The organism is Streptomyces sp. NPDC008317 (assembly GCF_042955955.1).
GTDB lineage: Bacteria > Actinomycetota > Actinomycetes > Streptomycetales > Streptomycetaceae > Actinacidiphila.
Genome location: NZ_JBIBFQ010000005.1, coordinates 622,339 through 644,714, shown reverse-complemented (window position 1 = coordinate 644,714; position 22,376 = coordinate 622,339). Strand labels below are relative to the sequence as shown.

The following is a 22,376-nucleotide window of genomic DNA, read 5'->3' as shown; positions in this document are numbered from 1 at the left end:
CCGTCATCCGGATCCCTCATCCCGCAATCGTCAACTACCCCTCGCATTCCCCGTTCACTGTCCGTCACACACTTCACGTGTCGCGCAATCGACGGGGGAGCGGTACGGGCAGGCGTGAACGGCTGAGGGGCCTCCCGGTCCGGGAGGCCCCTCAGCCGTTCGTCGTGCTCGCTGCCTGCTTCCGGCTGCCTACTTCTGCGTCATCAGGCCCGCGCGCAGGCCGGCGATGGTGCGGCTCAGCAGCCGCGACACGTGCATCTGCGAGTAGCCCAGCTCCTCGCCGATCTGCGCCTGCGTCATCTCCTCGCCGAAGCGCATCTGGAGGATCTGCCGGTCGCGCTCGGGGAGCTTGGCGATCAGCGGGGCCAGGCTCTGGAAGTTCTCGATGAGGTCCATCGCGTAGTCGCACTCGCCGAAGGTGTCGGCCAGCGTGCGGCCCTCGCCGTCACCGCCGCTCTCACCGTCGTTGTACGGCGTGTCCAGCGAGCCCGCGGTGTAGCCGTTGGCGGCGACCAGGCCCTCGATGACCTCTTCCTCGGTCAGGTCGAGGTGCGCGGCCAGCTCGGCCACCGTCGGGTCGCGGTCCAGCACCAGCGCGAGCGCTTCCTTGGCCTTGCTCAGCTCGACGCGCAGCTCCTGGAGGCGGCGCGGCACGTGCACGGCCCAGGAGGTGTCGCGGAAGAACCGCTTCATCTCGCCGACGATGTACGGGATGGCGAAGGTGGTGAACTCGTTCTCCCGCGACAGGTCGAACCGGTCGATGGCCTTGATCAGGCCGATCGTGCCGACCTGGACGATCTCCTCCATGTCGGTGGCCGGCCGGTTGCGGTAGCGCCCGGCGGCGAAGTGCACCAACGAGAGGTTCATCTCGATCAGCGTGTTGCGGGCGTACTGGTATTCACGGGTGCCCTCCTCGACGGCCTGGAGCCGGTCGAAGAAGAGCTTCGACAGCGCCCGCGCGTCCTTGGGGGCCACCGCCGTGGCGTCGTCGATCCGCGGAAGTTCACCAATCAAGCCGCCCTCGGATCGCGGTGATGCCTCAAGCGTCGCCGTTTCGTACGCGCTGTCCGACTGCTGAACCTGTGTGGTCACGTCATCGCCTCGCCTCGGTAAGACTGTCCACAAGCCGCTTGCCCGCTGTCGAACGTCCTATGCCAACTTTTTTTCGAGCAATTTTTCCGGGCCCCGAACGGGTCCGAGCGGCGGCCTGTTTCGCGTCCTCGTCCGTGTTCTGCCGGGTCCCGTCGCGCGTCCCGTCTCCGGCTGCGCGCCGCGACTACTGCCCCGCACGGTAGCGCAATCCGTCCATGAGCAGGTCCAGCAGGCGTCCCGCCTGCGCCCTGCGCTCCGGACCGGCCGCCGACAGCGCCACCCCGCCGAGCCCGACGAGCACGTCTTCGGGGTCGGCGTCCGCCCGCAGCGTCCCGGCCTCCGCGCCCGCCCGCAGCAGGGTGCCGACCGCGCCGAGCAGCGCCTCACGGCTGTGCGCGAAGGGGTCGCCGCCGGACGCGATCACGGCGCGCAGCGCGTCGGCCATGCCGCGCTTGGTCGTCATGTAGTCGATGAAGTGGTCCATCCAGGCGCGCGCCGCCACGTCGGGGGGAGCGGCGGTGAGCAGCCGGGGCGCGGCGTCGCACAGCCGGGTCAGCTCGTTGCGGTACGCGGCCTCGACCAGCGCCTCGCGGGTCGGGAAGTTCCGGTAGAGCGTGCCGATGCCGACCCCCGCGTCCTTGGCGATGGCCTCGAGCGTCACCTCGGGCCCGTCGTGGGCGAACGCGCGCACGGCGGCGGCCAGCAGCCGGTCGCGATTGCGCTGCGCGTCGGCGCGCAGGGGGCGGGGTGAGGTGCCCGGCACGGTGTCTCTCCTCGGTGGGACGCGGATCGTCGGGGCACGGCGGCCCGACGAATTTGCAAGCGGAGGTTCCTCCGCTTGCGGTGGATCTGAGCGGAGGTTCCTCCGGTTTTTATCGTACCGGCAGTGCCATGCCCTCCGCGCTACCGAGGAGACGCACGGATCATGACGTCAAACCCCCTCATCACCACCCCCTTCACCAGCGAGTCCACCGCCGCCGACGTGCTGGCGGGCATCGATCTGACCGGCCGCCGCGCCGTCGTGACCGGTGGCGCGTCCGGCATCGGTGTCGAGACCGCCCGCGCCCTGGCCGCCGCCGGGGCCGAGGTGACGCTGGCCGTACGGGACGCGGAGGCAGGCCGGCGGACCGCCGAGGACATCACGAGGACCACGGGGAACGAGCAGGTGCGGGTCGCTCCGCTCGACCTGGCCGACCAGGCGTCCGTCGCCGCCTTCGTCGCGGACTGGCAGGGGCCGCTGCACATGCTGGTCAACAACGCCGGAATCATGGCCTCGCCCGAGATGCGCACCCCGCAGGGCTGGGAGATGCAGTTCGCCACCAACCACCTGGGCCACTTCGCCCTGGCGACCGGCCTGCGCCCGGCGCTCGCCGCGGCGGGCGGCGCCCGCGTGGTCGCGGTCAGCTCCAGCGCCCATCTGCGCTCGCCCGTCGTCTTCGACGACATCCACTTCCGCGAGCGGCCGTATGAGCCCTGGTCCGCGTACGGCCAGTCCAAGACCGCCAACGTGCTGTTCGCCGTCGAGGCCACCAAGCGCTGGGCGAGCGACGGCATCACCGTCAACGCGCTGATGCCGGGCGGGATCAGGACCAAGCTCCAGCGCTACGTGTCCGACGAGGAGCTGAACCGGCTGCGCGCCGAGCGCGGCCCCGACCTCCCCCGGTGGAAGACCCCGGAGCAGGGCGCGGCGACCTCGGTGCTGGTCGCGGCCTCTCCGCTGCTCGACGGCGTCGGCGGCCGGTACTTCGAGGACTGCGACGAGGCGGCGGAGAACCGGCCCGGCGCCCCCGACGGCGTCGCGGCCTATGCCCTCGACCCGGAGGCGGCGCGGCGGCTGTGGGAGGTGTCCGTGGCGACCCTGGCCGCCGGATAGCGCGGCGGGGACATCTCCGGGGACAACGGCGGGGACATCTCCGGTGGCATCGGTGGGGACGTCTCCGGGAACGCACGGAGACTTCCGTATATACGGTGGCGCCGCGGTACGTCACGCACCGCGGCGCCCGGCCGATGGCCGCTCACCCGCGCTTCTGACCGCCTTCGCGCCCGGTGCGGTCGGGGTCGGTGGTGCACCCGCCTTTACGGCAGTTCACGTCGGAGCATGACATCGTGGATCACCTCCTCTCGTCCGGCTCGGTCCCCGGCAGGTCGCCGGGGACGCAGTCCAGCAGGAGTTTGTCGACGCGCCTGCCCTGCCACAGCGCGGCGCTGCGCAGCCGCCCGGCGTCACGGAAACCGGCCTTGAGGTAGGCGTGCACCGCGGCGGTGTGCGGAGCGAGTACCTCCAGCCACACCGCGCTCAGCGACGCGATGGTGAAAGCCCAGTCGAGGGTGAGTGCGGTGGCCTCGGCGGCGTAGCCCAGGCCGCGGTGCTCCGGGGCGATGACAAGGGTGTACTCGGCGCTGTTGGCCGACTGGTCGACGCTCAGCGCGGTGGTCCCGACCGGAATGCCACTGTCCGTGGTGATCACTTCGAAGAGTTGGTAGTGGGTGGAGGTATGGCCACTGTGGAAACGAGCCTGGAAGACTTCCCAGGACACCGGCCAGCGGGCCCCGAATCCGACGACGGTCGCCGGATCGGTCTCCCACCGGTGGTAGTCCTGCATCATCTCTTCCCTCGCCAGTGCCAGCGCCAACCGTGCCCCGCTGCGCAGCGGAACGGGTGCGGCGGAGCGGCTGTTGGTCATCACGCGCGGTCTCTCCTCCGTGTGCCCTGTCCGGCTCCGGACAGCCGTCCGTAAAGCGTCATTCCACTTTCCGCGTCACCTGGGCAGATCCGCTGTATTGGCCATCGCCCGGTGGGCCGTGTGCTTGCGCCCCCGGCACGCGGGCGGCCCGGCCGGCCCCGGCGCACGTCGGCCGGGCGGCCCGCCGGATCTGGCGGGAAAACGATGCACCTGTTCCGCGCACGCCCGCCTGCGCGTGCCCCTGCGTCGTACGCGGTGCGGGTGACCGGTGTGACGCGTGGTCCAGTGCGATCCGGACGATTTCCCGCAGAACGGCCGCACCGCCGTCCGAGGCCCGCGCGACGCACGCCCGTTCGGGGGAATGCCGGGCCAGGGGCTCGCGTTCGCGGATACGGAGAACGGGCCGGCCGCTTGGCTAAGGTGACCGGTGGGACCCGTATTGACCACATCTGTCAGGAGCGGTGAATGAGCGACGGCGACGACTTCAATGCCCGGATCACGGCCGAGTTCCGGGCCAACCACGGGAAGGTCGGCGGCCCCTTCGAGGGCGCGCCGATGGTGCTGCTGCACACCCGCGGCGCCCGTACCGGCATCGAGCGCGTCAACCCGCTGATGTACATGGCCGACGGGGACCGCTATCTGGTGTTCGCCTCGAAGGGCGGCGCCGACACCCACCCCGCCTGGTACCTCAACCTCCTCGCGCACCCCGACATCGACATCGAGATCGGCGACGAGACCATCCCCGTGCACGCCGAGGAGCTCAAGGGCGCCGAGCGCGACGAGAAGTACGCCGAGCAGGCGTCCCGCTTCCCCGGCTTCGCCGACTACCAGAAGAAGACCAGCCGGGTCATCCCGGTGATCGCGCTCAGCCGCCGCTAGGACCGCGCGCGGCGGGTGCGACCTGCCGTCGGACCGCGCGGGCGGCGGAATTACGTCAGGCTCCCGCGCGGTAGGCCGCGTCCAACCGGGGAAGGCAACAGGGGCACACGGTTGTCGACGGCAGGAGGTCTCGGTGAAGGTGGGTCTGTTGACCCGGGAATATCCGCCGGATGTATACGGCGGAGCCGGGGTCCACGTGGAGTTCCTGGCCCGTGAACTGCGCTCATTGGTGGATGTCGCCGTGCACTGCTGGGGCGACGGGGCGGACAGCCCCGACACCGGGGTGACCCGGCACCACGCCCCGTCCACGCTCGACGGCGCCAACGACGCGCTGCGCACCTTCTCCGTCGACCTGGCCATGGCCGCCGGTCTTCAGGGCCGCGACCTCGTCCACTCGCACACCTGGTACGCCAACCTCGCGGGCCATCTGAGCAAGCTGCTCTACGGCATACCGCACGTGCTCACCGCCCACTCGCTGGAGCCGCTGCGGCCCTGGAAGGCGGAGCAGCTCGGCGGCGGCTACGCCCTGTCGAGCTGGGCCGAGCGCACGGCGATGGAGTCGGCCGACGCGGTGGTCGCGGTCTCCGACGGCATGCGCGGCGACATCCTGGGCTGCTATCCGGCGCTCGACCCCGACCGGGTGCACGTCATCCGCAACGGGATCGACACGGCCACCTACCGGCCCGACCCGCGCACCGACGTGCTCAGCCGGATCGGCATCGATCCGCAGCGCCCCTACGTGCTCTTCGTCGGCCGGATCACCCGGCAGAAGGGCGTGCCCCATCTTCTGCGGGCCGCCCGCGAACTCGACCCGTCCGCGCAGCTCGTGCTGTGCGCGGGAGCGCCGGACACCCCCGCGCTCGACCGCGAATTCCGCGCGCTCTTCGACGAGCTGAACGCGGTACGCGATGGCGTGCACTGGATCCCGGCGATGCTGCCACGCCCCGCCGTGGTCCAACTCCTCACCCACGCGGCGGTGTTCGCGTGTCCTTCGGTGTACGAGCCGCTGGGCATCGTGAATCTGGAGGCGATGGGCTGCGGCACACCCGTGGTCGCCTCCGCGGTCGGCGGCATCCCCGAGGTCGTCGAGGACGGCGTCACCGGGCTGCTCGTGCCCTACCGCGAGGAGGACCCCGCCGCGTTCGAGGCGGGACTCGCGCGGGCGCTCAACCGGGTGATCGGCGACCGCGCCGAGGCGGAGCGGATGGGGGCGGCGGGCCGGGACCGCGCGGTACGCGAATTCGGCTGGGACACCGTGGCACGGCGTACGGCGGAGCTGTACGCGTCGGTGCTGGCGCAGGGCCGGTAGGCGGAGTGAGCCGGTGAACGCCGGAACACGGGACCGGGATCAGGCACGAGAACGGCACGAGGAGCAGATATGAGCGGCAGAGACGACAAGGGGGGGTCTCGATGCGTGGAGGACCTTCGGTACTGGGCATAGTGCTGGCCGGTGGCGCGGGAAAGCGGCTGATGCCGCTGACCGCCGACCGGGCCAAACCAGCGGTGACCTTCGGCGGCACGTACCGCCTGGTCGATTTCGTCCTGTCGAACCTGGTGAACGCGGACATCCTGCGGATCTGCGTGCTGACGCAGTACAAGTCCCACTCGCTCGACCGCCATGTGACCACCACCTGGCGGATGTCCAGCCTGCTGGGCAACTACGTGACGCCGGTACCGGCACAGCAGCGGCTCGGCCCGCGCTGGTACCTCGGCAGCGCGGACGCGATCCTTCAGTCCCTCAATCTCGTGCACGACGAACAGCCGGACTACATCGCGGTGTTCGGCGCCGACCATGTGTACCGGATGGACCCCCGGCAGATGCTGGCGCAGCACATCGAGCACGGCGCGGGCGTCACTGTCGCGGGAATCAAGGTGCCCAGAGCCGACGCGGCGGGCTTCGGCGTGATCTCGCCCGCCGCCGACGGCATACAAGTGGAACGCTTCCTGGAGAAACCCCTCGACCCGCCGGGGCTGCCCGGCGACCCCCAGCATGTCTTCGCCTCGATGGGCAACTACCTGTTCAGTACGAAGACCCTGATCGACGCCCTGCACGAGGACGCGGAGGACCCGCAGTCCGTCCACGACATGGGCGGCAGCATCCTGCCCCGGCTCACCGACCAGGGCGTCGCCCAGGTCTACGACTTCGACAACAACCACGTGCCGGGCGAGACCGCCCGCGACCACGGCTACTGGCGCGATGTCGGCACGCTGGACGCGTACTACGACGCGCACATGGACCTGATCTCCGACCAGCCCGCCTTCAGCCTGCACAACCGGCGCTGGCCCATCTACACCCACTCCGGGCAGCTCCCGCCCGCCAAGATCGCCGCGGGCGGCATCGTGGGCGAGTCGGTGGTGAGCCCCGGCTGTGAGATCCGCGGGCAGGTCACCCGCTCGGTGCTGTCGCCCGGCGTGGTCGTGGACACCGGCGCCGTCGTCCAGGGCTCGGTACTGCACGACAACGTACGGGTCGGGCGCGGCGCCATCGTCAGGGGCGCGGTGCTCGACAAGAACGTCGACGTGCCGCCGGGCGCCACCATCGGCGTCAACCCGGACCGCGACCGCGAGCTGTACACGGTCTCCGCGGCGGGGGTGATCGCGCTGGGCAAGGCCCAGTTGGTGCTCTGACACGCACCGCCCGTCCGCGGAACGGCGGCCACCCCTCGCACCGAGGGGTGGCCGCCGTTCCCGTGCGGCCGGGGGAGCGCCGCCTAGCTGCCGTACACCTCCAACTCGTAGATCCGCGCCGCCGGATCGGTGTTCTGGGTCGGCGTGATCACGCTGAGCCGTACATAACGGGCCGTGGCGCTCACCGCGTTGGTCGTGGAGTCAGCGGTGTTGCCGCGGACCTGGGCGACGGTGGTCCAGGTGCTGCCGTCGGCGGAGACGGCGAGGTCGAAGTCCTTGGTGTTCCAGCTCGGGTCCTCACCGCCCGCCCCGGCGTGCCGGACGGTCAGCGAGGACAGGGCGTGCGAGGCGCCGAGGTCGACCTGGAGGGTCTTGGTGCCCGACACCTTCGAGCACCACTTGTCGCTGTTGCCGCCGGTGTAACTGCCGTTGACCGCCTTGTCGGGCGTCTCGGTGGTGCCGCACGCGTCGGAGCCGGTCGCGGTGCGGCCGAGCGCGAGATCGGCCTGGCCGCCGCCGTACACCTCCAGTTCGTAGAGCCTGGCGGCCACGGTCGAGCCGGCCGCGTCGTTGACCGGCGAGGAGATGGCGACCTTCACATAGCGGGCCTGGCGCGCCGAGACCGGGTGGTAGGTACGGCTGGAGCGCGAGCCCGTGACGGTGGCCGCGGTGGTCCAGTTGGCGCCGTCGGTACTGGTCTGGATGGTGAACGCGGCCGTGTTCCAGCCGGTGTTCTCCCCGCCGAGCCCGGCGTGCTTGAGCACGAACGACGACACGGTCTGCACCGAGCCGAGGTCCACCTGGAGGGACGGATTGGCCACCGTGGAGCACCACTTGCTGTTGTCCTTCAGCGTGCCGTCCACGGCCTTGTCGCCGGATTCCGCGGTCGCGCACGGCGCCGAGGCCGTCACCGGCTTGCCCTTGGCCAGGTCCGTGCCCAGTTCGGGCGCGGCCGGTACCGGGGTCGCTCCGTCGGTGAAGGACGGCGGGACGTCGCCCGCGCCCGTTCCCCAACTCGCGCTCGGCGTACCGCCCATGGTGAAGTTCAGCGTCCCGCCGCCCGCCACGTCCGGGTAGCGCAGGTAATTGTGGCTGGTGGCCGTCCCGTTGACGCTGACGCCCTGCACATAGCCGCCGCTGCCCGAGGAGTTGATGGTGATGTTGCCGCCGGGCCGCTGGAGCAGCACGGACGGGAACTGCGGGCCGTGGATCGCCAGCGTGTCCGCGCCGGGCGTCGCCGGGTACACCCCGAGCGCGGCCCACACGTACCAGGCCGAGGTCGCGCCCAGGTCGTCGTTGCCCGGCAGGCCACCGGGACCGGTGGTGTACGACTCGGTCATCACCTTGCGTACCGCGTCCGAGGCGCCCGCGGGGTCCCGCGCGTAGTTGTACGCCCACGGCACACCGTGCTCCGGCTCGTTGCCGATGTAGTAGTACGGCAGGCTCTGGCCCGCGTTGACCTGCGTGAAGTGGTGGTCGAGGCGCTGCACCGCGGTCTGCCGGCCGCCCATGTCGTTGATCAGGTCGGAGAAGTCGTACGGCACCATCCAGGTGTACTGCGACGCGTTGCCCTCGGTGAAGTTGTTCTGGCTGGCCGGATTCAGCGGCCACGCCCAGCTCCCGTCGGAGTTGCGCGGCTGCGTGTAGCCGGACTCGGTGCTGTACGTGTTGCGCCACCACTGCGCGCGCGTCATGTGCGTGGAGTAACTGGACGTGTTCCCCAGCGCCTTGGCGAACTGCGCGACCGCGAAGTCCGACGCGGAGTACTCGAGGGAGTCCGAGGGCGCGCCGGGCAGATAGTGCAGGTTGGTGTACGTGCCCTGATTGCCGCGGATCGGCGAGCCCTGCATCGTGCCGCCGTTGGACGCCTTCTCCATCAGCGACAGCGCGCTCGCGGTGTCGAAGTCCCTGGCCCCGAAGGCGTAGAGACTGCTCACGATGATCGGACCCGGATCGCCCGTCATCACGAAGTCCTCGTTGGTCTGCTGCGACCACTTCGGCAGCAGACCGCCCTGCTGCCCGTCCAGGACCATCGACTTGGCGATGTCGCTCGCCTCGGTCGGCGCGATCAGCGCGACCAGCGCCGCCCAGGACCGGTAGATGTCCCAGCCCGAGTAGTTCTGGTAGACCGGCCGGGTCGAATTGTGCACCGCGCCGTCGAAGCCCCGGTAGTCGCCGTTGACGTCACTGGAGACGTTGGGGCTCTGGAAGACGTGGTAGAGCGAGGTGTAGAACTTCTTCAGGTCGGCGGTCGCGCCGCCGGTGACCTGCGCCCGGTTGAGGATCTGGTTCCACGAGGTGTCGGCGGCCGTGCGCACCGCGCCGAAGTCCCAGCCGTTGTTCTCCGCCACCACGTTGGCCTGCGCGTTCGCCACGCTCACGTAGCTCAGCCCGACCTTGAACTGCACGGCCGCGTTGCCGGTCGTGTCGAAGGTGACGTACGCGCCGGTGTTGGTGCCGCTCGCGCTGGACGAGCCGTCGGTGACCGTGCCGCCCGACCAGGTGCCGTGCCCGGTCGGGGCGCGGTCGAAGCGGATGTCGAAGTAGATCTGGAAGGTCTTCGTGGAGCCGCAGAAGCCGCCCGCGGTGACGCTGCCGGTCACTTCGGAACCGTTGACGTTCACCGTGCCGCTGCGGTTTCCCGTCGCGCTGCGACTGGTGTTGATCAGCAGCCGGGAAGCCGTGGACGAGGGGTAGGTCAGCTTCCCCATGCCGGTACGGGTGGTGGCCGTCAGCTCGACATTGGTCGCGTACTTGTCCAGCCGGTTCTTGTAGTAGCCGGGAGCGGCCGACTCGTTCGCCTTGGTGTAACCGGACGCGTAACTCGCCCAGTTGGTGCCCGGTGAGGTGCTGACCGCGCCAGTGACCGGCATCAGCGGCAGGTCCTCGTTGTTCGGGCAGCCCGCGCCGTCGAAGTGCGTGAGGCTGAAGTCCTCGATCGAGGTGTCGGAGTAGCGGTAGCCGGAGGGCGAGGCCGTCGGGGTGTCGGGGCTGAACTGCACACCGCCGAAGGGCACCACCGCGCCCGGATACGTACTGCCGCCCGCGCCGCCCGGCACGGGGTTGGGGGCCGAGCTGTCGTCGGTGCCGACGAACGGGTCGGCGTACTGCGTCAGCGGCAGCGTCGCGGCGTGCGCGGGAGCCGCGGCCAGGCCGCCGACGCCGAAGGCGGCCAGTAACAGGGCGCTCGCGGCGCCGACGGTTCTGATGCGGAACGGAGTGGGGGGCACGGAGGAGACCACCTTCTCGCGGAGGCGGCGCGCCGTCGTCCTTGCGGGCCGCCTCGGGGCACGGGGGGCTGCGCGAAGTGCATGTGAACGTTACCAAGCAGAACCGAATTGTTGAGGTGTACCTGACTGAATGTCAAGGGTGCGGACCAGGCCGGGACATCGGGTGTTTCCGGCCGTACGAGGCCTGTGCGGAGCCGCCGACGAGGTCCACGCGAAAGCGGCGTGACGATGCGTCGGGTCGAACGCGCGAGGGCCTGACATTTTGTGAACGTTACCAAGCACTCCACCACGGACGATGGTTGTCCGCGTCGTGGCCTGACATCATCGGCACAAGCCCGTACGGCGGTCGGCCCGAAGCACGCCGAGGAGGAGGCCCGTGAAGCGCCCGACGATGAAGGACGTGGCCCGGACCGCGGGGGTGAGCCCCATGACGGTCTCCCGCGTCGTCTCGGGCGAGCCGGGCGTCTCGCCGGACACCGCCGCCAGGGTCGAGCGGGCGGTCAGGAAGCTCGGTTACCAGCGCAACGACAACGCGCGCAATCTGCGCCAGAAGAACCTCGGCACCTCCACCATCGCGCTCGTCGTCGACGACCTCGCCAACCCCTTCTACGCGCTGATGGCCCGCTCGGTCGAGGACGAGGCGCACCGCCGCGGCTACGTCGTGCTCGTCGGCAGTACCAACGACGAACCGCGGCGTGAACGCGAGGTCATCGCCGCCTTCACCGCCCGTCAGGTGGACGGCCTGATCATCGTGCCGACCAGCGGCGGCCACGGTTTCCTCAAGCAGCCCATGGAGGGCGGCACCCAGGTGGTCTGCGTGGACCGGCCCGCCAAGGGCCTCGCCGTGGACACCGTCACCGTCGACAACCGCGCGGGCGCCGAACGCGCGGTCAGCCACCTGCTCGGCCACGGCCACACCCGTATCGCCTACCTGGGCGACCGCTACGGCATCTGGACCCAGCGGGAGCGCCACCTCGGCTACCTCGACGCGCTGGCCGCGCACGGCATACCGGAGGACCCCGACCTCGTCCGGCACGAACTGCGCTCCCACCGCGAGGCGCGCGGCGCGCTCGCCGGGCTGCGCGCCCTGCCGGACCCGCCGACCGCGCTGTTCGCCAGCAACGACCTGATCACCATGGGCGTGCTCGACGGCCTCGACCACCCGGCCCCGGTGGCCATCGTCGGCTTCGACGACCTGCCGCTCGCCGAACGGCTCAGCCCGCCGCTGACCGTGGTCAGCCAGGACCCGGTGGCCATCGGCGGCACGGCGGCCAATCTGCTCTTCGCCCGGATCGGCGGCGACCGCTCCGCACCCCGCTCCGTGGTGCTGCTGACCCGTCTCGTGATCCGCGGCTCCGGCGAATTCCGCGGCCTCCGGCCTCCCCAACCCGCCCCGGATCAGCGGTGATTACCGTCAGCAGCGGAAGTCCACTGTCGCGTCATTGACATGCACACCATTCCCCATCAGGGTGAGAGCGCTCTCAGAACCGCTGCGGAGGAACGGATTCCGCGATGTCCGGCGACGTCTGTCCTCCGCGGTGCCCCAACTGATGAGGAGTACAGAGCGTGTACATCACCAAACGGAAACTGTTCGTACCGCTGGCCGCGGCCACGCTGATCGGCGGCGGACTGACCGCCGCGGGGCTCGCGTCGACCGCCTCGGCCTCGGTGCCGGACACCATTCCGCTCACCTTCACCAACAACTCCGGCCGCGGCGACCAGGTCTACGTCTACGACATCGGTACCAACCTCGCCACCGGAGAACAGGGCTGGGCCGACGCGGACGGCGCCTTCCACGCGTGGCCGGCCGGCGGCAATCCCCCCACCGAGGCGCCCGACGCGTCCATCGCGGGCCCCGCCGACGGCCAGTCGCTCACCCTGAAGCTCCCCAAGTTCTCCGGACGGGTGTACTTCTCCTACGGCCAGAAGCTGGTCTTCAAGCTGACCACCGGCGGCCTCGTCCAGCCCGCCGTGCAGAATCCGGACGACCCGAACCACGACATCCTGTTCAACTGGACCGAGTACACGCTCAACGACTCGGGCCTGTGGATCAACAGCACGCAGGTCGACATGTTCTCCGCCCCCTACGCGGTCGGCGTGAAGACCGCGGACGGGACGACGAAGACCACGGGACACCTCAAGCCCGGCGGCTACAACGGGTTCTTCGACGGCCTCAAGGCGCGGCCCGGCGGCTGGGCGGGCCTGGTCGAGACCGCGCCCGACGGCAGCGTCCTGCGCGCGCTCGCGCCCGGCCACGGCATCGAGTCCGGCGCGCTGCCCGCCTCGGTGATGGACGACTACATCAACCGGGTCTGGGACAAGTACAGTTCCTCGACCCTGACGGTCACGCCCTTCGGCGACCAGCCGGACACCAAGTACTTCGGCCGGGTCTCCGGTGACGTCATGAACTTCACCGACTCCTCGGGCGCGGTCGTCACCAGCTTCCAGAAGCCGGACTCCGACAGCGTCTTCGGCTGCTACAAGCTGTTGGACGCGCCGAACGACCAGGTGCGCGGCCCCATCTCCCGTACGCTGTGCGCCGGTTACAACCGCACGACGCTGCTGACCAATTCCGAGCAGCCCGATGCGGACGCGTCCGGCTTCTACCAGGACGCGGACACCAACCAGTACGCCCGCGAGATCCACGAGCAGATGGCCGACGGGAGCGCGTACGCCTTCGCCTTCGACGACGTCGGCAACCACGAGTCGCTGGTCCACGACGGCGACCCGCAGGAGGCGTCGATCACGCTCGACCCGTTCGACTGAGCCGCGTCAGCGGCCCGGTGGGGTGACGACGACGGCCGCGGCGGCGGGTGCTGCCGCGGCGTTGTCGTCGTTGTTCCCGTTCCAGTCGGTCACGGTGTCGCCGACGATGTGGCCCGCGAGACCGACCGCCAGGAAGACCCCGACGAGGACCTTCGCCGCGGTGCTCATCAGCAGCGGCCGGGTGGCGGAGGCGAGGGCGCCGGGAACGGCTCCGGGCACCGCCCCGTAGGTGTCGCCCGGCACGGCGCCCGGCATGCCCGGCCGCACCGCGCCCGGTACGGCCCCAGGCGCGTCGCCGTCGCCGAAGAGCCGCTTGGGGTAGGCGGAGGTCAGCAGGAGCACGTAGGCGCTGAACCGCATGCTGTAGCGCAGCGTCGCGGCGCTCGCCTCGAACAGCGGCCGGGGCATGCGGCCGAGCACCAGCGTGATCAGCCAGATGATGAAGGCGAGCGCGTACCAGCCGGAGGTCACCAGGCCCTGCACGATGCCGGCCGGGATCATCAAGATGATGCGGAAGAACACCGCGAGCCGGTTCAGCGGCCCCGGCCGCAGCTCGATCCGCACCGGATAGTGCTCGGCGGGCCGCAGCGCGAACGGCGGATACCGGTCGACCAGCAGCATCGCACTGGCGTGCACACGCGTCTCGTACGCCAGGAACGCGCCGAGGTAGCGGGCCACGCCCTCGGGCAGGTGCCCGGTGAACAGCGCGGCGAACCAGCCGACGATGACGGTGAAGAACGCGCCGACGCCGAGCACGAACACCACGATGAACTGCGGGATCAGCAGCAGCCAGCGCAGCAGCACCGTCAGCCGCCGCTGGCGGCCCGGGTCCGGCATGTCCAGTTCCGGCAGCCACTCCACCGGCTCGGCCCCCTCGGGCCTCGCCCACATCGGTTGCGTCATGCCCGGCGCTCCGTCCCGGGGCGTCCACGAAGACGCCCTCGTGGACGAACCTCGCAGTACGGAGCACCCCTCGCATGTCCAGCAGGGCGGCCGGGTGACGCCCGGACGGGCCGCACCGCCGTGCGGGCGCTCCCGCGGGCGGTGACCATGGAGCGCGAAGGGGGGCTTCCGTGTAGGCCCGCACGTGCCGGGCAGGCGCGGGAACAGGGGCGCCGCGCGTGACCCGCGGGCGCCGCCGCAGCGATGACGACGACCGAGAGGTGCGAGCCATGCCCAGGGGATCGAGTGCCAAGCGCGAGCGCCAGTACGAGCACATCAAGGAGAGCGTCGAGGACCGCGGCGGGTCCGAGAAGCGGGCGAAGGAGATCGCGGCGCGCACCGTCAACAAGGAGCGCGCCCGCTCCGGCGAGGCGCGCACCGCGAGCCGCAGTTCCACCCACGACATGTCGTCGGGCCGCCGCGGCGGCCTGCGCTCGCACTCCGGCGCGCAGGGCCCGACGAAGGAACAGCTCTACAACGAGGCCAGGCAGCGGAACATCAAGGGCCGCTCGTCGATGACGAAGGCGGAGCTGTCCAAGGCGCTCGGCCGCTGACGCCCGTCCGCTGACGCCCACCGGGCGTCGGACGACTCGGGTCCAGGTCTAGGTCTAGGTCCCGGTCCAGGTCCGGGCTCAGGCTCGGGCTCAGTTGAAGGTGTCCGGGTCGGGGCCCGTGCGCTCACCGCGGTCGAGTGCGGTGATGGCGGCCATGTCGGCCTCGGGCAGTTCGAAGTCGAAGAGCCGGAAGTTCTCCTCGACGCGGGCGCGGGTGACCGACTTCGGGAAGACGATGTCGCCGCGCTGGATGTGCCAGCGGAGCGTGACCTGGGCGGGTGTGCGGCCCAGTCGTTCCGCGGCGGCCACCAGCACCGGGTCCGTGAGCACGTTTCCCTTGGCGATCGGGGACCACGCCTCGGTCGCGATCTCGTGCTCGGCGTTGAAGGCCCGTACGTCGTCCTGCACCAGGTACGGGTGCACCTCGATCTGGTTGACCGCGGGGACGACCGTGCACTTCTGGAGCAGGCGGCTGATGTGCGGCGGCTGGAAGTTGGACACCCCGATGGCCTTGGCGCGGCCCGAGGCGTAGATCTCCTCCAGCGCCCGCCAGGTCTCGGTGAAGTCGCCCACCGCGGGCCTCGGCCAGTGGATCAGGAAGAGGTCCAGATACGGCGTGTCCAGGTCGTCGAGCGAGCGCGCGAAGGCCGTGAGGGCGTCGCCGTACGCGTGGTAGGAGTTGTCGAGCTTGCTGGTGACGAAGACCTCCTCGCGCGGCAGGCCCGATGCGCCGACGGCCTGGCCGACTTCCTTCTCGTTGCCGTACATCTCGGCGGTGTCGATGTGGCGGTAGCCGATCTCCAGGGCGGTGGTGACCGCCTCCCGGGTGTCCTTCGGCGGGATCTGGAACGTCCCGAAGCCGAGCTGGGGGATGGCGACGCCGTTGTTGAGCGTGAGAGCGGGCACAGCAGACATGTGCGCGACTTCCTTGCGTGTCTCGGCGGATGATTCCCGGTGGAGCCGCCTGACCTGCGGCGACGAGCCCGGAGTGACAGGGCGGCCTTCACCCACCGTAACTTCTGCCGACGTATCCGGCCTGCCGACGGCAGACCCCGGCGCGCGGACCCTGAGCGGGTCATGAGGGGCGCCCAGCCGATACGACCGGACGACGGGGGGGATGCCGCCGGCCGTATCGGCTTGTGAGGCGGGGGGGTGCCTCAAAGGTTCGGGTGCCCGGGTCCCGCACCGCCAAACACCCCGAATCCGGGAGCGTGCCGAATTCGCTTCGGAGAGCGCTCTCTCGGGAGGGGTGTAACCCGTTACGCTGTGCCTGTTCCGTGCCACGCCGCCCCGCGTGAAGGAGACGTCCCTTGTCCGACCCGAGCTTCGCGCCGCGTCCTACGCTGGAGGCCGTCGCCGCGCGGGCCGGGGTGTCGCGTGCCACCGCCTCACGGGTGGTCAACGGGGGAGCGGGAGTACGGGGACCGCTGGTGGAGCGGGTGCGCAAGGCCGTGGACGAGCTGGGGTATGTGCCGAATCAAGCGGCGCGTACGTTGGTGACGCGGCGCAATGACGCCATCGCGGTGGTGGTGGCCGAGCCGGAGACGCGGTTCTTCACCGACCCGTTCTTCGCGCAGCAGGTGCGCGGTATCAGCAAGGAACTCACCGCGCGGGACAATCAGTTGGTGCTGCTGCTGACCGAAGGGGCCGCGGATTACGAGCGGGTGGGCCGCTATCTGGCGGGCGGTCACGTGGACGGCGCGCTGATCTTCTCGCTGCACACCGACGACTCGCTGCCCGTGCTCTCCAGTAGGGGAGACGTGCCGATCGTCATCGGCGGCCGTCCCACCTGGTCCGATCAGGAGTCCGGCCGCCGCGCCCTGTACGTGGACTGCGACAACCGGGGCGGCGCGCGGGACGCGGTACGTCACCTGCTGGGCATCGGCCGCCGCCGGATCGCCCACATCGCGGGACCGCTCGACCAACTGGCGTCGGTGGACCGGCTGGACGGGTTCCGTGACGTGCTGCCGGAGACCGATCCGCGGATGATCGCCGAGGGCGACTTCACCCCGGAAGGCGGCGCCCGCGCCATGGCCGAACTCCTCCAGCGCTGCCCCGACCTGGACGCCGTCTTCGCCGCCTCCGACGTCATGGCCTCCGGCGCCCTGCGCGTCCTGCGCACCTCAGGACACCGCGTCCCCGACGACATCGCCGTCGTCGGCTTCGACGACATGGTCTCCGTCGCCGAATGGACCGACCCGCCCCTGACCACCGTCCGCCAGGACATCGAGGAAATGGGCCGCCTCATGGCCCGCCTCCTCCTGCGCACCCTGGAGCCCGCGCTGGCCGCCGAGGCCGTTCCGGCGCTGTCGTCCATCGTCACCCCGACCCGGCTGGTCGTCCGCGCCTCCGCCTGAGGCCGCCGGACCGGCCGGACCGGATCGGCCGGACCGGATCGGCCGGACCGGATCAGACGGGCCGGACCAGTCGGGCCCGCACGGCCGGGCCGGACCCGACGGACCGGATCGGCCGGATCAGACGCGTCGGACGGACTGGTCCCGCTCGGCCGGGGCCGGATCCGACGGACCGTCACCACTCCACCGCGCGGGCCGAATTGCGGCACTCCTCCCGTATTCGTCGTGCGACGGCTCTTGACGAGGGGTCGCCGGAGCGGGCACGCTCCTTCTGGTGGCCTGAGAGCGCTCTCAGACGGAGCGGCCCCCCGACTCTCGGCGCACCGAACCCGCCCGTTCCGCCCGACCGTCGCGTATCCGCGACCCACCCGCTATGGGAGCGCTTCCAGATGACCGCTGTCGACGACCACGCCACTGCCGAGGAGCTGCGGTTCCCGGCCGGATTCCGGTGGGGGACGGCCACGGCCGCGTATCAGATCGAAGGAGGCGCGACGGAGGACGGGCGGACACCGTCGATCTGGGACACCTTCAGCAGCACGCCGGGGCGGGTGCGCAACGGGGACACCGGCGACATCGCCGCCGACCACCGGCACCGGATGCCCGAGGACGTCGAGCTGATGCGCGAACTCGGCGTCACGGACTACCGGTTCTCGGTGTCCTGGCCCCGCGTCCAGCCGACCGGCCGGGGCCCCGCGGTGCAGCGCGGCCTGGACTTCTACCGGCAGCTCACCGACCGGCTGCTGGAGGCGGGAATCCGGCCGGTGGTCACGCTCTACCACTGGGATCTGCCGCAGGAGCTGGAGGACGCGGGCGGCTGGCCCGAGCGCGACACGGCGGCGCGGTTCGCGGACTACGCGGAGCTCGTCGGCGAGGCGCTGGGGGACCGCATCCCGCTGTGGACGACCCTCAACGAGCCCTGGTGCAGCGCCTTTCTGGGCTACGGCTCCGGCGCGCACGCGCCCGGCAGGACCGACCCGGCCGCCGCGCTGCGCGCGGCGCACCACCTCAACCTCGGGCACGGCATGGCCGTCGGCGCCCTGCGCGCACTGCTCCCCGACACGGCCGCGGTCTCGCTGGTGCTCAACCTGGCGGCGGTGCGCGGCCGTTCCGACTCCGCGGCCGACCGGGACGCGGTGCGCAGGATCGAGGCGCTGGCCAACCGGATCTTCCTCGACCCGGTCTTCCACGCGCGCTACCCGCGCGACCTGATGGAGGACACGGCGGCGCTCACCGACTGGTCGTTCGTACGGGACGGCGACCTCGCCGAGATCTCCCGGCCGATCGACGTTCTCGGCCTCAATTACTACAGCCCCACCGTGGTCGCCGCCGCGGCGGCCTCGCCCTCCGCCGTGCCCGGCCGCCCCTCCCCGGCGGAGCCCTCGCCGTGGCCGGGCACCGACGGCGTCGTCCGCTTCCTGCCCGCGGAGGGCCCGCGCACCGCGATGGGCTGGCCGGTCGACGCCGAGGGCCTGACCGGACTGCTGCGCCGCCTGGGCAGGGAACTGCCCCGCGTGCCGCTGATGATCACCGAGAACGGCGCCGCGTACCACGACTACGCCGACCCGTCGGGCGCCGTCCACGACCCCGAGCGGATCGCCTACCTGGCCGGCCATCTGGCCGCCGTGCTGGAGGCGGTGCGATCGGGCGTGGACGTCCGCGGCTACTTCCTCTGGTCGCTGCTCGACAACTTCGAGTGGTCCTACGGCTACAGCAAGCGCTTCGGCATCGTGCACGTCGACTTCGCCAGCCAGCGCCGCACCCTCAAGGACAGCGCCCGGTGGTACGCCGACCTGATCGCGGCCAACCGCGCCGCGCCCGGCGCGCCGGGACCGCGCCACCCGCACCGCCGCCGTGCCGGAGTCCGCGCGGTGTGAGGCGGGCGGGGCGTGTCGCGGTCCGGCCGTGCGCGCCGGGCCCGGTCAGCGCGCGGCTGGCCCGGCCGGGTCGACGCGGTGCCGCTGTACGTGCTCGTACGCCATCGTCGTCTGCACATCGGCGATCTCGCGGCGCTCGGTGAGCCGGTCGATGACGAAGGCGTAGACGCCGTTCACGTCGGGGACCGCGATGTGGATCAGGAAGTCGTGCGGGCCCGAGGTGACGAACAGGCCGATCACCTCGGGCAGCGTGGCGGCCCACTCGCGGAAGCCCTCGATGACCGGCCGGGCGGGCGGCCTGACCCGTACCGCGATCAGCGCCTGCACCGGGCGGCCGATCGCTTCGAGGTCCAGGGTCGCGTGGTAGCCGGTGATCACCCCGCGGTCGCGCAGCTGCTTGACGCGTTCGAGCGAGGTGGAGGGGGAGACGCCGGTCTTTGCGGCGAGATCGCGGTTGGTCTGCCGTGCGTCGTGCTGCAATTCCCCCAGCAGAGCCTGGTCCAGCGCATCAAATTCCACGAGAGTCCCTATCTGCCTGATGAAGTTCGGTGGCTCTAAGAGAAGACGGCATGTGTGCCTAGTCTAGGCGGCGGATTCCCGATCGAATGGAGGGCGCCGCATGGACGTGCGCACGGACCTGTCGACCCGGCAGGCGAAACTCAAATGGGTCATCGTCGTGGACGAGGAGCTGCCCGCCGGGCGGCTGGTGAACGCCGCCGCCTGCATGGCCGCCTCGGTCGGCAAGGAACTGCCCGACCTGGTGGGGCGCGGCGGCGAGGACGCCTCGGGCGCCGGGCACCCCGGCCTGCCCTGGGCGGGCTGCTCCGTCCTCGCCGCGGACGCCGGCACGCTGCGTGAGCTGCGCGGCAAGGCGGCGGCCAAGGACGGTGTCCTGGTGGTCGACATGCCCGAGGCGGCCCAGACCTCACGGGTCTACGACCAGTATCTGGACCAGCTCGCGGGCACCAAGGGCGAGGACGTGGCGTACAGCGCGATCAGCCTGGTGGGCCCGCGCAACGCGGTGGACCGGCTGGTCGGCAGGCTCCCGCTGCTGCGCTGAGCGCGAGTACGGGCCGCGGGCGCGTACGCACCGGCTGCCGCGTATCCGCCGGTAGGTGTCCGCGCGTGCGCCCCGTACCCGCGGTGTGCGTCCCGTACCCGCCGGTACGTACTCGTCCCGGCGCTCCCGGCGCTCCCGGCGCTCCCGGCGCTCCCGGCGCTCCCGGCGCTCCCGACGCGCCCGTCGGCGCCAGTCGAGCGATGATCGAGGGATGAGGCGTACCGGTCGCGAGATGGGCGTCCCCGAGCTGGAGCCCGAGGTGTTCGACCGTGCCATCGTGTCCGTGGCCCTGACGTCGGGGCCCGAGCACCGGCTGGTGTACTACAACGACGCCTTCCACGACCTGTTCGGACCGCGCCCGCTCGGCGTCCCGGCGGGCGAGGTGTTCGACGAGCCGCACGAGTCGCCGTACCTCGACCTGCTCGACGTCGTCTACACCGACAAGGCGCCGCGCCAGGTGACCACCCCGCGCACCACGCGGGGCAGCACGCCCGGCGCGCCCGGGCGGCGGCATTTCGTCTACAGCCTCTCGCCCGTGGTGTCCCGGCACGGCCCCGGCGTGCTGACCGTCGCGATCGACACCACCGCGCACATCGAGGCCGCCGAGCGGGCCGAGGAGCTGTCGGAGGAGCGCCACCAGGCGTTGCAGCGCTACGAGGCGCTGATGTCGGCCGTCTCGCAGATCGTCTGGCTGATGCGGCCCGACGGCGCGATCACCGAGCTGGTCGGCGGCTTCGAGGAGTTCACGGGGCTGCCGTGGCGGTCCAGGATCGACGAGGTGTGGCTGGAGTCGGTGCACCCGCACGACCGCGCCGGGCTCCTCCAGACCTTCCAGGAGGCGGCGACCGGGCCGGCCACGATGTTCGTGTGCACCTTCCGGATGCGTACGGCGACCGGCGCGTACCGGCGCGTGCAGTCGCGGGCGGTGCCGGTCGTGCGCGACGGCGAGACCGTCGAGTGGATCGGCACCACCTCCGACGTCGAGGACCAGTGGCGCAACCGGCTGCGCGAGCGGCTGCTGGCCCGGGTCGCCACCGTCACCGCCGCGCAGGACGTGGCCCAGGCGTTCGCCGCGACGGCCTCGGCGGTCGTACCGGAGCTGACCGACGCCTGCGTGGTGTTCCTGCTGCCCGCCGTGGGGCTGCCTCCCGGTCCCGGCGGGGCGGCCACCGCCACCCGGATCGCCGAGACGGCCAGGGCGGGACTGCCCGACCTGCCGCCGCTGAACGACCAGCCGTACCAGGTCGGCCCGGTCGTCCAGCAGGTGATCGAGAGCCGCAGGCCCCGGCTGGTGACCTTCCCCAGCGGCGAACCGCCGCCCGGCATCGTCCCTGACGCGTCCACCGCCTGGCTGCGCAAGGTCAGGGCCACCAGCCTCACCATCGTGCCGATCGTCATCGACGCGGCCGTGGTCGCCTTCGCCGTCGCGGCGGCCTGCGCCGACAGCCCGCCGCCGGGCCCCGCCGACCTCGCGCTGCTCGGCGAGATCCTGCACGAGGTGCGCGACCCGCTGCGGCAGGCGCTGGAGCTCCAGCGCACCCGGCACACCGCCCTCACCCTCCAGCGGGCCCTGCTCACCCCCACCCCGCGCGTGCCGGGCGCCGAACTGGCCGCGCACTACCAGCCCGCCAGCAAGACCGCCGAGATCGGCGGCGACTGGTACGACGCGCTGCTGCTCCCCGACGGCTCCGTCGCCCTCACCATCGGCGACATCGCGGGCCACGACCTGGAGGCGGCCACGTCGATGAGCCAGCTGCGCAGCATGCTCCGCGTCATCGCCTACGACCAGGTCCACCCCGGCACGCCCGCCGACAGCCTCGCCCGGCTCGACCGCGTCGCCGACGGCCTGGGCATCGCGCCGCTGGTCACCGCCGTCCACGCACAGCTCACGCCGGGGCCGGGCGGCGGCTGGCACGCGGCCTGGTCCAACGCGGGCCACCCGCCGCCGCTGCTGCTCCCGGTCTCAGGGGCGCCGCGCTTCCTCCAGGGCGAAGGGCCCGACCTGCCGCTGTGCGTCGACCCGGCGCTGCCGCGCGCCACCTGGCACCACGAACTGCGCCTGGGCGACACGCTGTTGCTCTACACCGACGGGCTGATCGAGGTGCCGGGCACCGACCTCACCGAGGGCATGGCGCATCTGGCCGCGCACGCGGAGGAGGCGCAGTCCGACGGGGTGCCGCTGGCCGCGCTCTGCGCCAGGCTGCTGGCCGCCGCCGACTCGCGGCGCGACGACGCGGCCGTGATCGGCTTCCGGCCGACCGCGCAGGGGCGGGTGTGGGAGGGGATGTGGGGCTGAGGACGGGCCGGGGCATC

The 22,376-nt window shown here is 71.4% G+C and carries 18 protein-coding genes; 11 read left to right on the top strand and 7 right to left on the bottom strand.

The genetic code is table 11. From position 1 onward, the window contains the following. Positions 1-189: 189 nt before the first annotated feature. A complete protein-coding gene (locus ACFY9V_RS20010) occupies positions 190-1,092 on the bottom strand; it encodes a SigB/SigF/SigG family RNA polymerase sigma factor (protein WP_391052386.1) in 903 nt (300 codons plus the stop codon). 184 nt (positions 1,093-1,276) lie between these two features. After that, positions 1,277-1,855 (bottom strand): helix-turn-helix domain-containing protein, encoded by a 579-nt coding sequence (locus ACFY9V_RS20005; protein ID WP_355345886.1) that lies wholly within the window; start codon positions 1,853-1,855, stop codon positions 1,277-1,279. Between the two features lie 162 nt (positions 1,856-2,017). On the opposite strand from ACFY9V_RS20005, the gene ACFY9V_RS20000 reads away from it, so the two are divergent. Next, entirely contained in the window at positions 2,018-2,965 is a 948-nt protein-coding gene (locus ACFY9V_RS20000) for an SDR family NAD(P)-dependent oxidoreductase (protein WP_391162167.1), read from the top strand. A 238-nt stretch (positions 2,966-3,203) separates the two neighbouring features. On the opposite strand, the gene ACFY9V_RS19995 is transcribed toward ACFY9V_RS20000, so the two are convergent. Next, positions 3,204-3,776: a GNAT family N-acetyltransferase gene (locus ACFY9V_RS19995; protein WP_391052393.1), complete on the bottom strand. Its 573-nt coding sequence runs from the start codon at positions 3,774-3,776 to the stop codon at positions 3,204-3,206. A 465-nt stretch (positions 3,777-4,241) separates the two neighbouring features. On the opposite strand from ACFY9V_RS19995, the gene ACFY9V_RS19990 reads away from it, so the two are divergent. The 3 genes from ACFY9V_RS19990 to glgC all read left to right on the top strand — a co-directional run bounded on the left by ACFY9V_RS19990 (position 4,242) and on the right by glgC (position 7,283). Beyond that, positions 4,242-4,655: a nitroreductase family deazaflavin-dependent oxidoreductase gene (locus ACFY9V_RS19990; protein WP_355345895.1), complete on the top strand. Its 414-nt coding sequence runs from the start codon at positions 4,242-4,244 to the stop codon at positions 4,653-4,655. A gap of 133 nt (positions 4,656-4,788) precedes the next feature. Beyond that, on the top strand, positions 4,789-5,964 hold the full coding sequence (gene glgA / locus ACFY9V_RS19985; RefSeq protein ID WP_391045618.1) for a glycogen synthase: 1,176 nt from the start codon (positions 4,789-4,791) through the stop codon (positions 5,962-5,964). Between the two features lie 101 nt (positions 5,965-6,065). Then, the gene (gene glgC / locus ACFY9V_RS19980) at positions 6,066-7,283 is read left to right on the top strand and encodes a glucose-1-phosphate adenylyltransferase (protein WP_355345901.1); all 1,218 of its coding nucleotides are present in this window, start codon (positions 6,066-6,068) and stop codon (positions 7,281-7,283) included. Positions 7,284-7,366: 83 nt separating this feature from the next. Here the strand turns inward: glgC and ACFY9V_RS19975 are convergent, their stop codons facing one another. Further along, the gene (locus ACFY9V_RS19975) at positions 7,367-10,513 is read right to left on the bottom strand and encodes a GH92 family glycosyl hydrolase (protein WP_391162166.1); all 3,147 of its coding nucleotides are present in this window, start codon (positions 10,511-10,513) and stop codon (positions 7,367-7,369) included. Between the two features lie 376 nt (positions 10,514-10,889). On the opposite strand from ACFY9V_RS19975, the gene ACFY9V_RS19970 reads away from it, so the two are divergent. Both ACFY9V_RS19970 and ACFY9V_RS19965 read left to right on the top strand, forming a co-directional pair. Further along, positions 10,890-11,921, top strand: coding sequence for a substrate-binding domain-containing protein (locus ACFY9V_RS19970; protein ID WP_391045613.1), 1,032 nt, complete (start codon positions 10,890-10,892; stop codon positions 11,919-11,921). 158 nt (positions 11,922-12,079) lie between these two features. After that, positions 12,080-13,279 (top strand): beta-1,3-glucanase family protein, encoded by a 1,200-nt coding sequence (locus ACFY9V_RS19965; RefSeq protein ID WP_391162165.1) that lies wholly within the window; start codon positions 12,080-12,082, stop codon positions 13,277-13,279. Between the two features lie 6 nt (positions 13,280-13,285). Here the strand turns inward: ACFY9V_RS19965 and ACFY9V_RS19960 are convergent, their stop codons facing one another. After that, positions 13,286-14,182 carry a DUF4389 domain-containing protein gene (locus tag ACFY9V_RS19960; RefSeq protein WP_391162164.1) on the bottom strand — a complete coding sequence of 299 codons (897 nt, stop codon included), beginning with the start codon at positions 14,180-14,182 and terminating at the stop codon, positions 13,286-13,288. Positions 14,183-14,451: 269 nt separating this feature from the next. Here ACFY9V_RS19960 and ACFY9V_RS19955 point away from each other — a divergent pair, with 269 nt between their 5' ends. Further along, a complete protein-coding gene (locus ACFY9V_RS19955) occupies positions 14,452-14,775 on the top strand; it encodes a plasmid stabilization protein (RefSeq protein WP_355345913.1) in 324 nt (107 codons plus the stop codon). Positions 14,776-14,865: 90 nt separating this feature from the next. On the opposite strand, the gene ACFY9V_RS19950 is transcribed toward ACFY9V_RS19955, so the two are convergent. Then, entirely contained in the window at positions 14,866-15,690 is an 825-nt protein-coding gene (locus ACFY9V_RS19950; protein WP_391162162.1) for an aldo/keto reductase, read from the bottom strand. Positions 15,691-16,085: 395 nt separating this feature from the next. Here ACFY9V_RS19950 and ACFY9V_RS19945 point away from each other — a divergent pair, with 395 nt between their 5' ends. Both ACFY9V_RS19945 and ACFY9V_RS19940 read left to right on the top strand, forming a co-directional pair. Continuing rightward, positions 16,086-17,132: a substrate-binding domain-containing protein gene (locus ACFY9V_RS19945; protein WP_391162161.1), complete on the top strand. Its 1,047-nt coding sequence runs from the start codon at positions 16,086-16,088 to the stop codon at positions 17,130-17,132. Between the two features lie 386 nt (positions 17,133-17,518). Continuing rightward, a complete protein-coding gene (locus ACFY9V_RS19940; protein ID WP_355345921.1) occupies positions 17,519-19,003 on the top strand; it encodes a GH1 family beta-glucosidase in 1,485 nt (494 codons plus the stop codon). Between the two features lie 45 nt (positions 19,004-19,048). On the opposite strand, the gene ACFY9V_RS19935 is transcribed toward ACFY9V_RS19940, so the two are convergent. Continuing rightward, positions 19,049-19,522, bottom strand: coding sequence for an Lrp/AsnC family transcriptional regulator (locus tag ACFY9V_RS19935; protein WP_355345924.1), 474 nt, complete (start codon positions 19,520-19,522; stop codon positions 19,049-19,051). A 100-nt stretch (positions 19,523-19,622) separates the two neighbouring features. On the opposite strand from ACFY9V_RS19935, the gene ACFY9V_RS19930 reads away from it, so the two are divergent. Both ACFY9V_RS19930 and ACFY9V_RS19925 read left to right on the top strand, forming a co-directional pair. Beyond that, entirely contained in the window at positions 19,623-20,063 is a 441-nt protein-coding gene (locus ACFY9V_RS19930; RefSeq protein WP_391162160.1) for a DUF2000 family protein, read from the top strand. A gap of 211 nt (positions 20,064-20,274) precedes the next feature. Next, entirely contained in the window at positions 20,275-22,359 is a 2,085-nt protein-coding gene (locus tag ACFY9V_RS19925) for a SpoIIE family protein phosphatase (protein WP_355345930.1), read from the top strand. Positions 22,360-22,376 lie beyond the last annotated feature (17 nt).

What these genes read in the sequence shown, in the direction of transcription:
- ACFY9V_RS20000 (WP_391162167.1), top strand. Translation starts at nt 2,018, where the DNA reads ATGACGTCAAACCCCCTCATCACCACCCCCTTCACCAGCGAGTCCACC.
- ACFY9V_RS19995 (WP_391052393.1), bottom strand. Translation starts at nt 3,776, where the DNA reads ATGACCAACAGCCGCTCCGCCGCACCCGTTCCGCTGCGCAGCGGGGCA.
- ACFY9V_RS19990 (WP_355345895.1), top strand. Translation starts at nt 4,242, where the DNA reads ATGAGCGACGGCGACGACTTCAATGCCCGGATCACGGCCGAGTTCCGG.
- glgC (WP_355345901.1), top strand. Translation starts at nt 6,066, where the DNA reads ATGCGTGGAGGACCTTCGGTACTGGGCATAGTGCTGGCCGGTGGCGCG.
- ACFY9V_RS19960 (WP_391162164.1), bottom strand. Translation starts at nt 14,182, where the DNA reads ATGACGCAACCGATGTGGGCGAGGCCCGAGGGGGCCGAGCCGGTGGAG.
- ACFY9V_RS19955 (WP_355345913.1), top strand. Translation starts at nt 14,452, where the DNA reads ATGCCCAGGGGATCGAGTGCCAAGCGCGAGCGCCAGTACGAGCACATC.
- ACFY9V_RS19950 (WP_391162162.1), bottom strand. Translation starts at nt 15,690, where the DNA reads ATGTCTGCTGTGCCCGCTCTCACGCTCAACAACGGCGTCGCCATCCCC.
- ACFY9V_RS19940 (WP_355345921.1), top strand. Translation starts at nt 17,519, where the DNA reads ATGACCGCTGTCGACGACCACGCCACTGCCGAGGAGCTGCGGTTCCCG.
- ACFY9V_RS19930 (WP_391162160.1), top strand. Translation starts at nt 19,623, where the DNA reads ATGGACGTGCGCACGGACCTGTCGACCCGGCAGGCGAAACTCAAATGG.
- ACFY9V_RS19925 (WP_355345930.1), top strand. Translation starts at nt 20,275, where the DNA reads ATGAGGCGTACCGGTCGCGAGATGGGCGTCCCCGAGCTGGAGCCCGAG.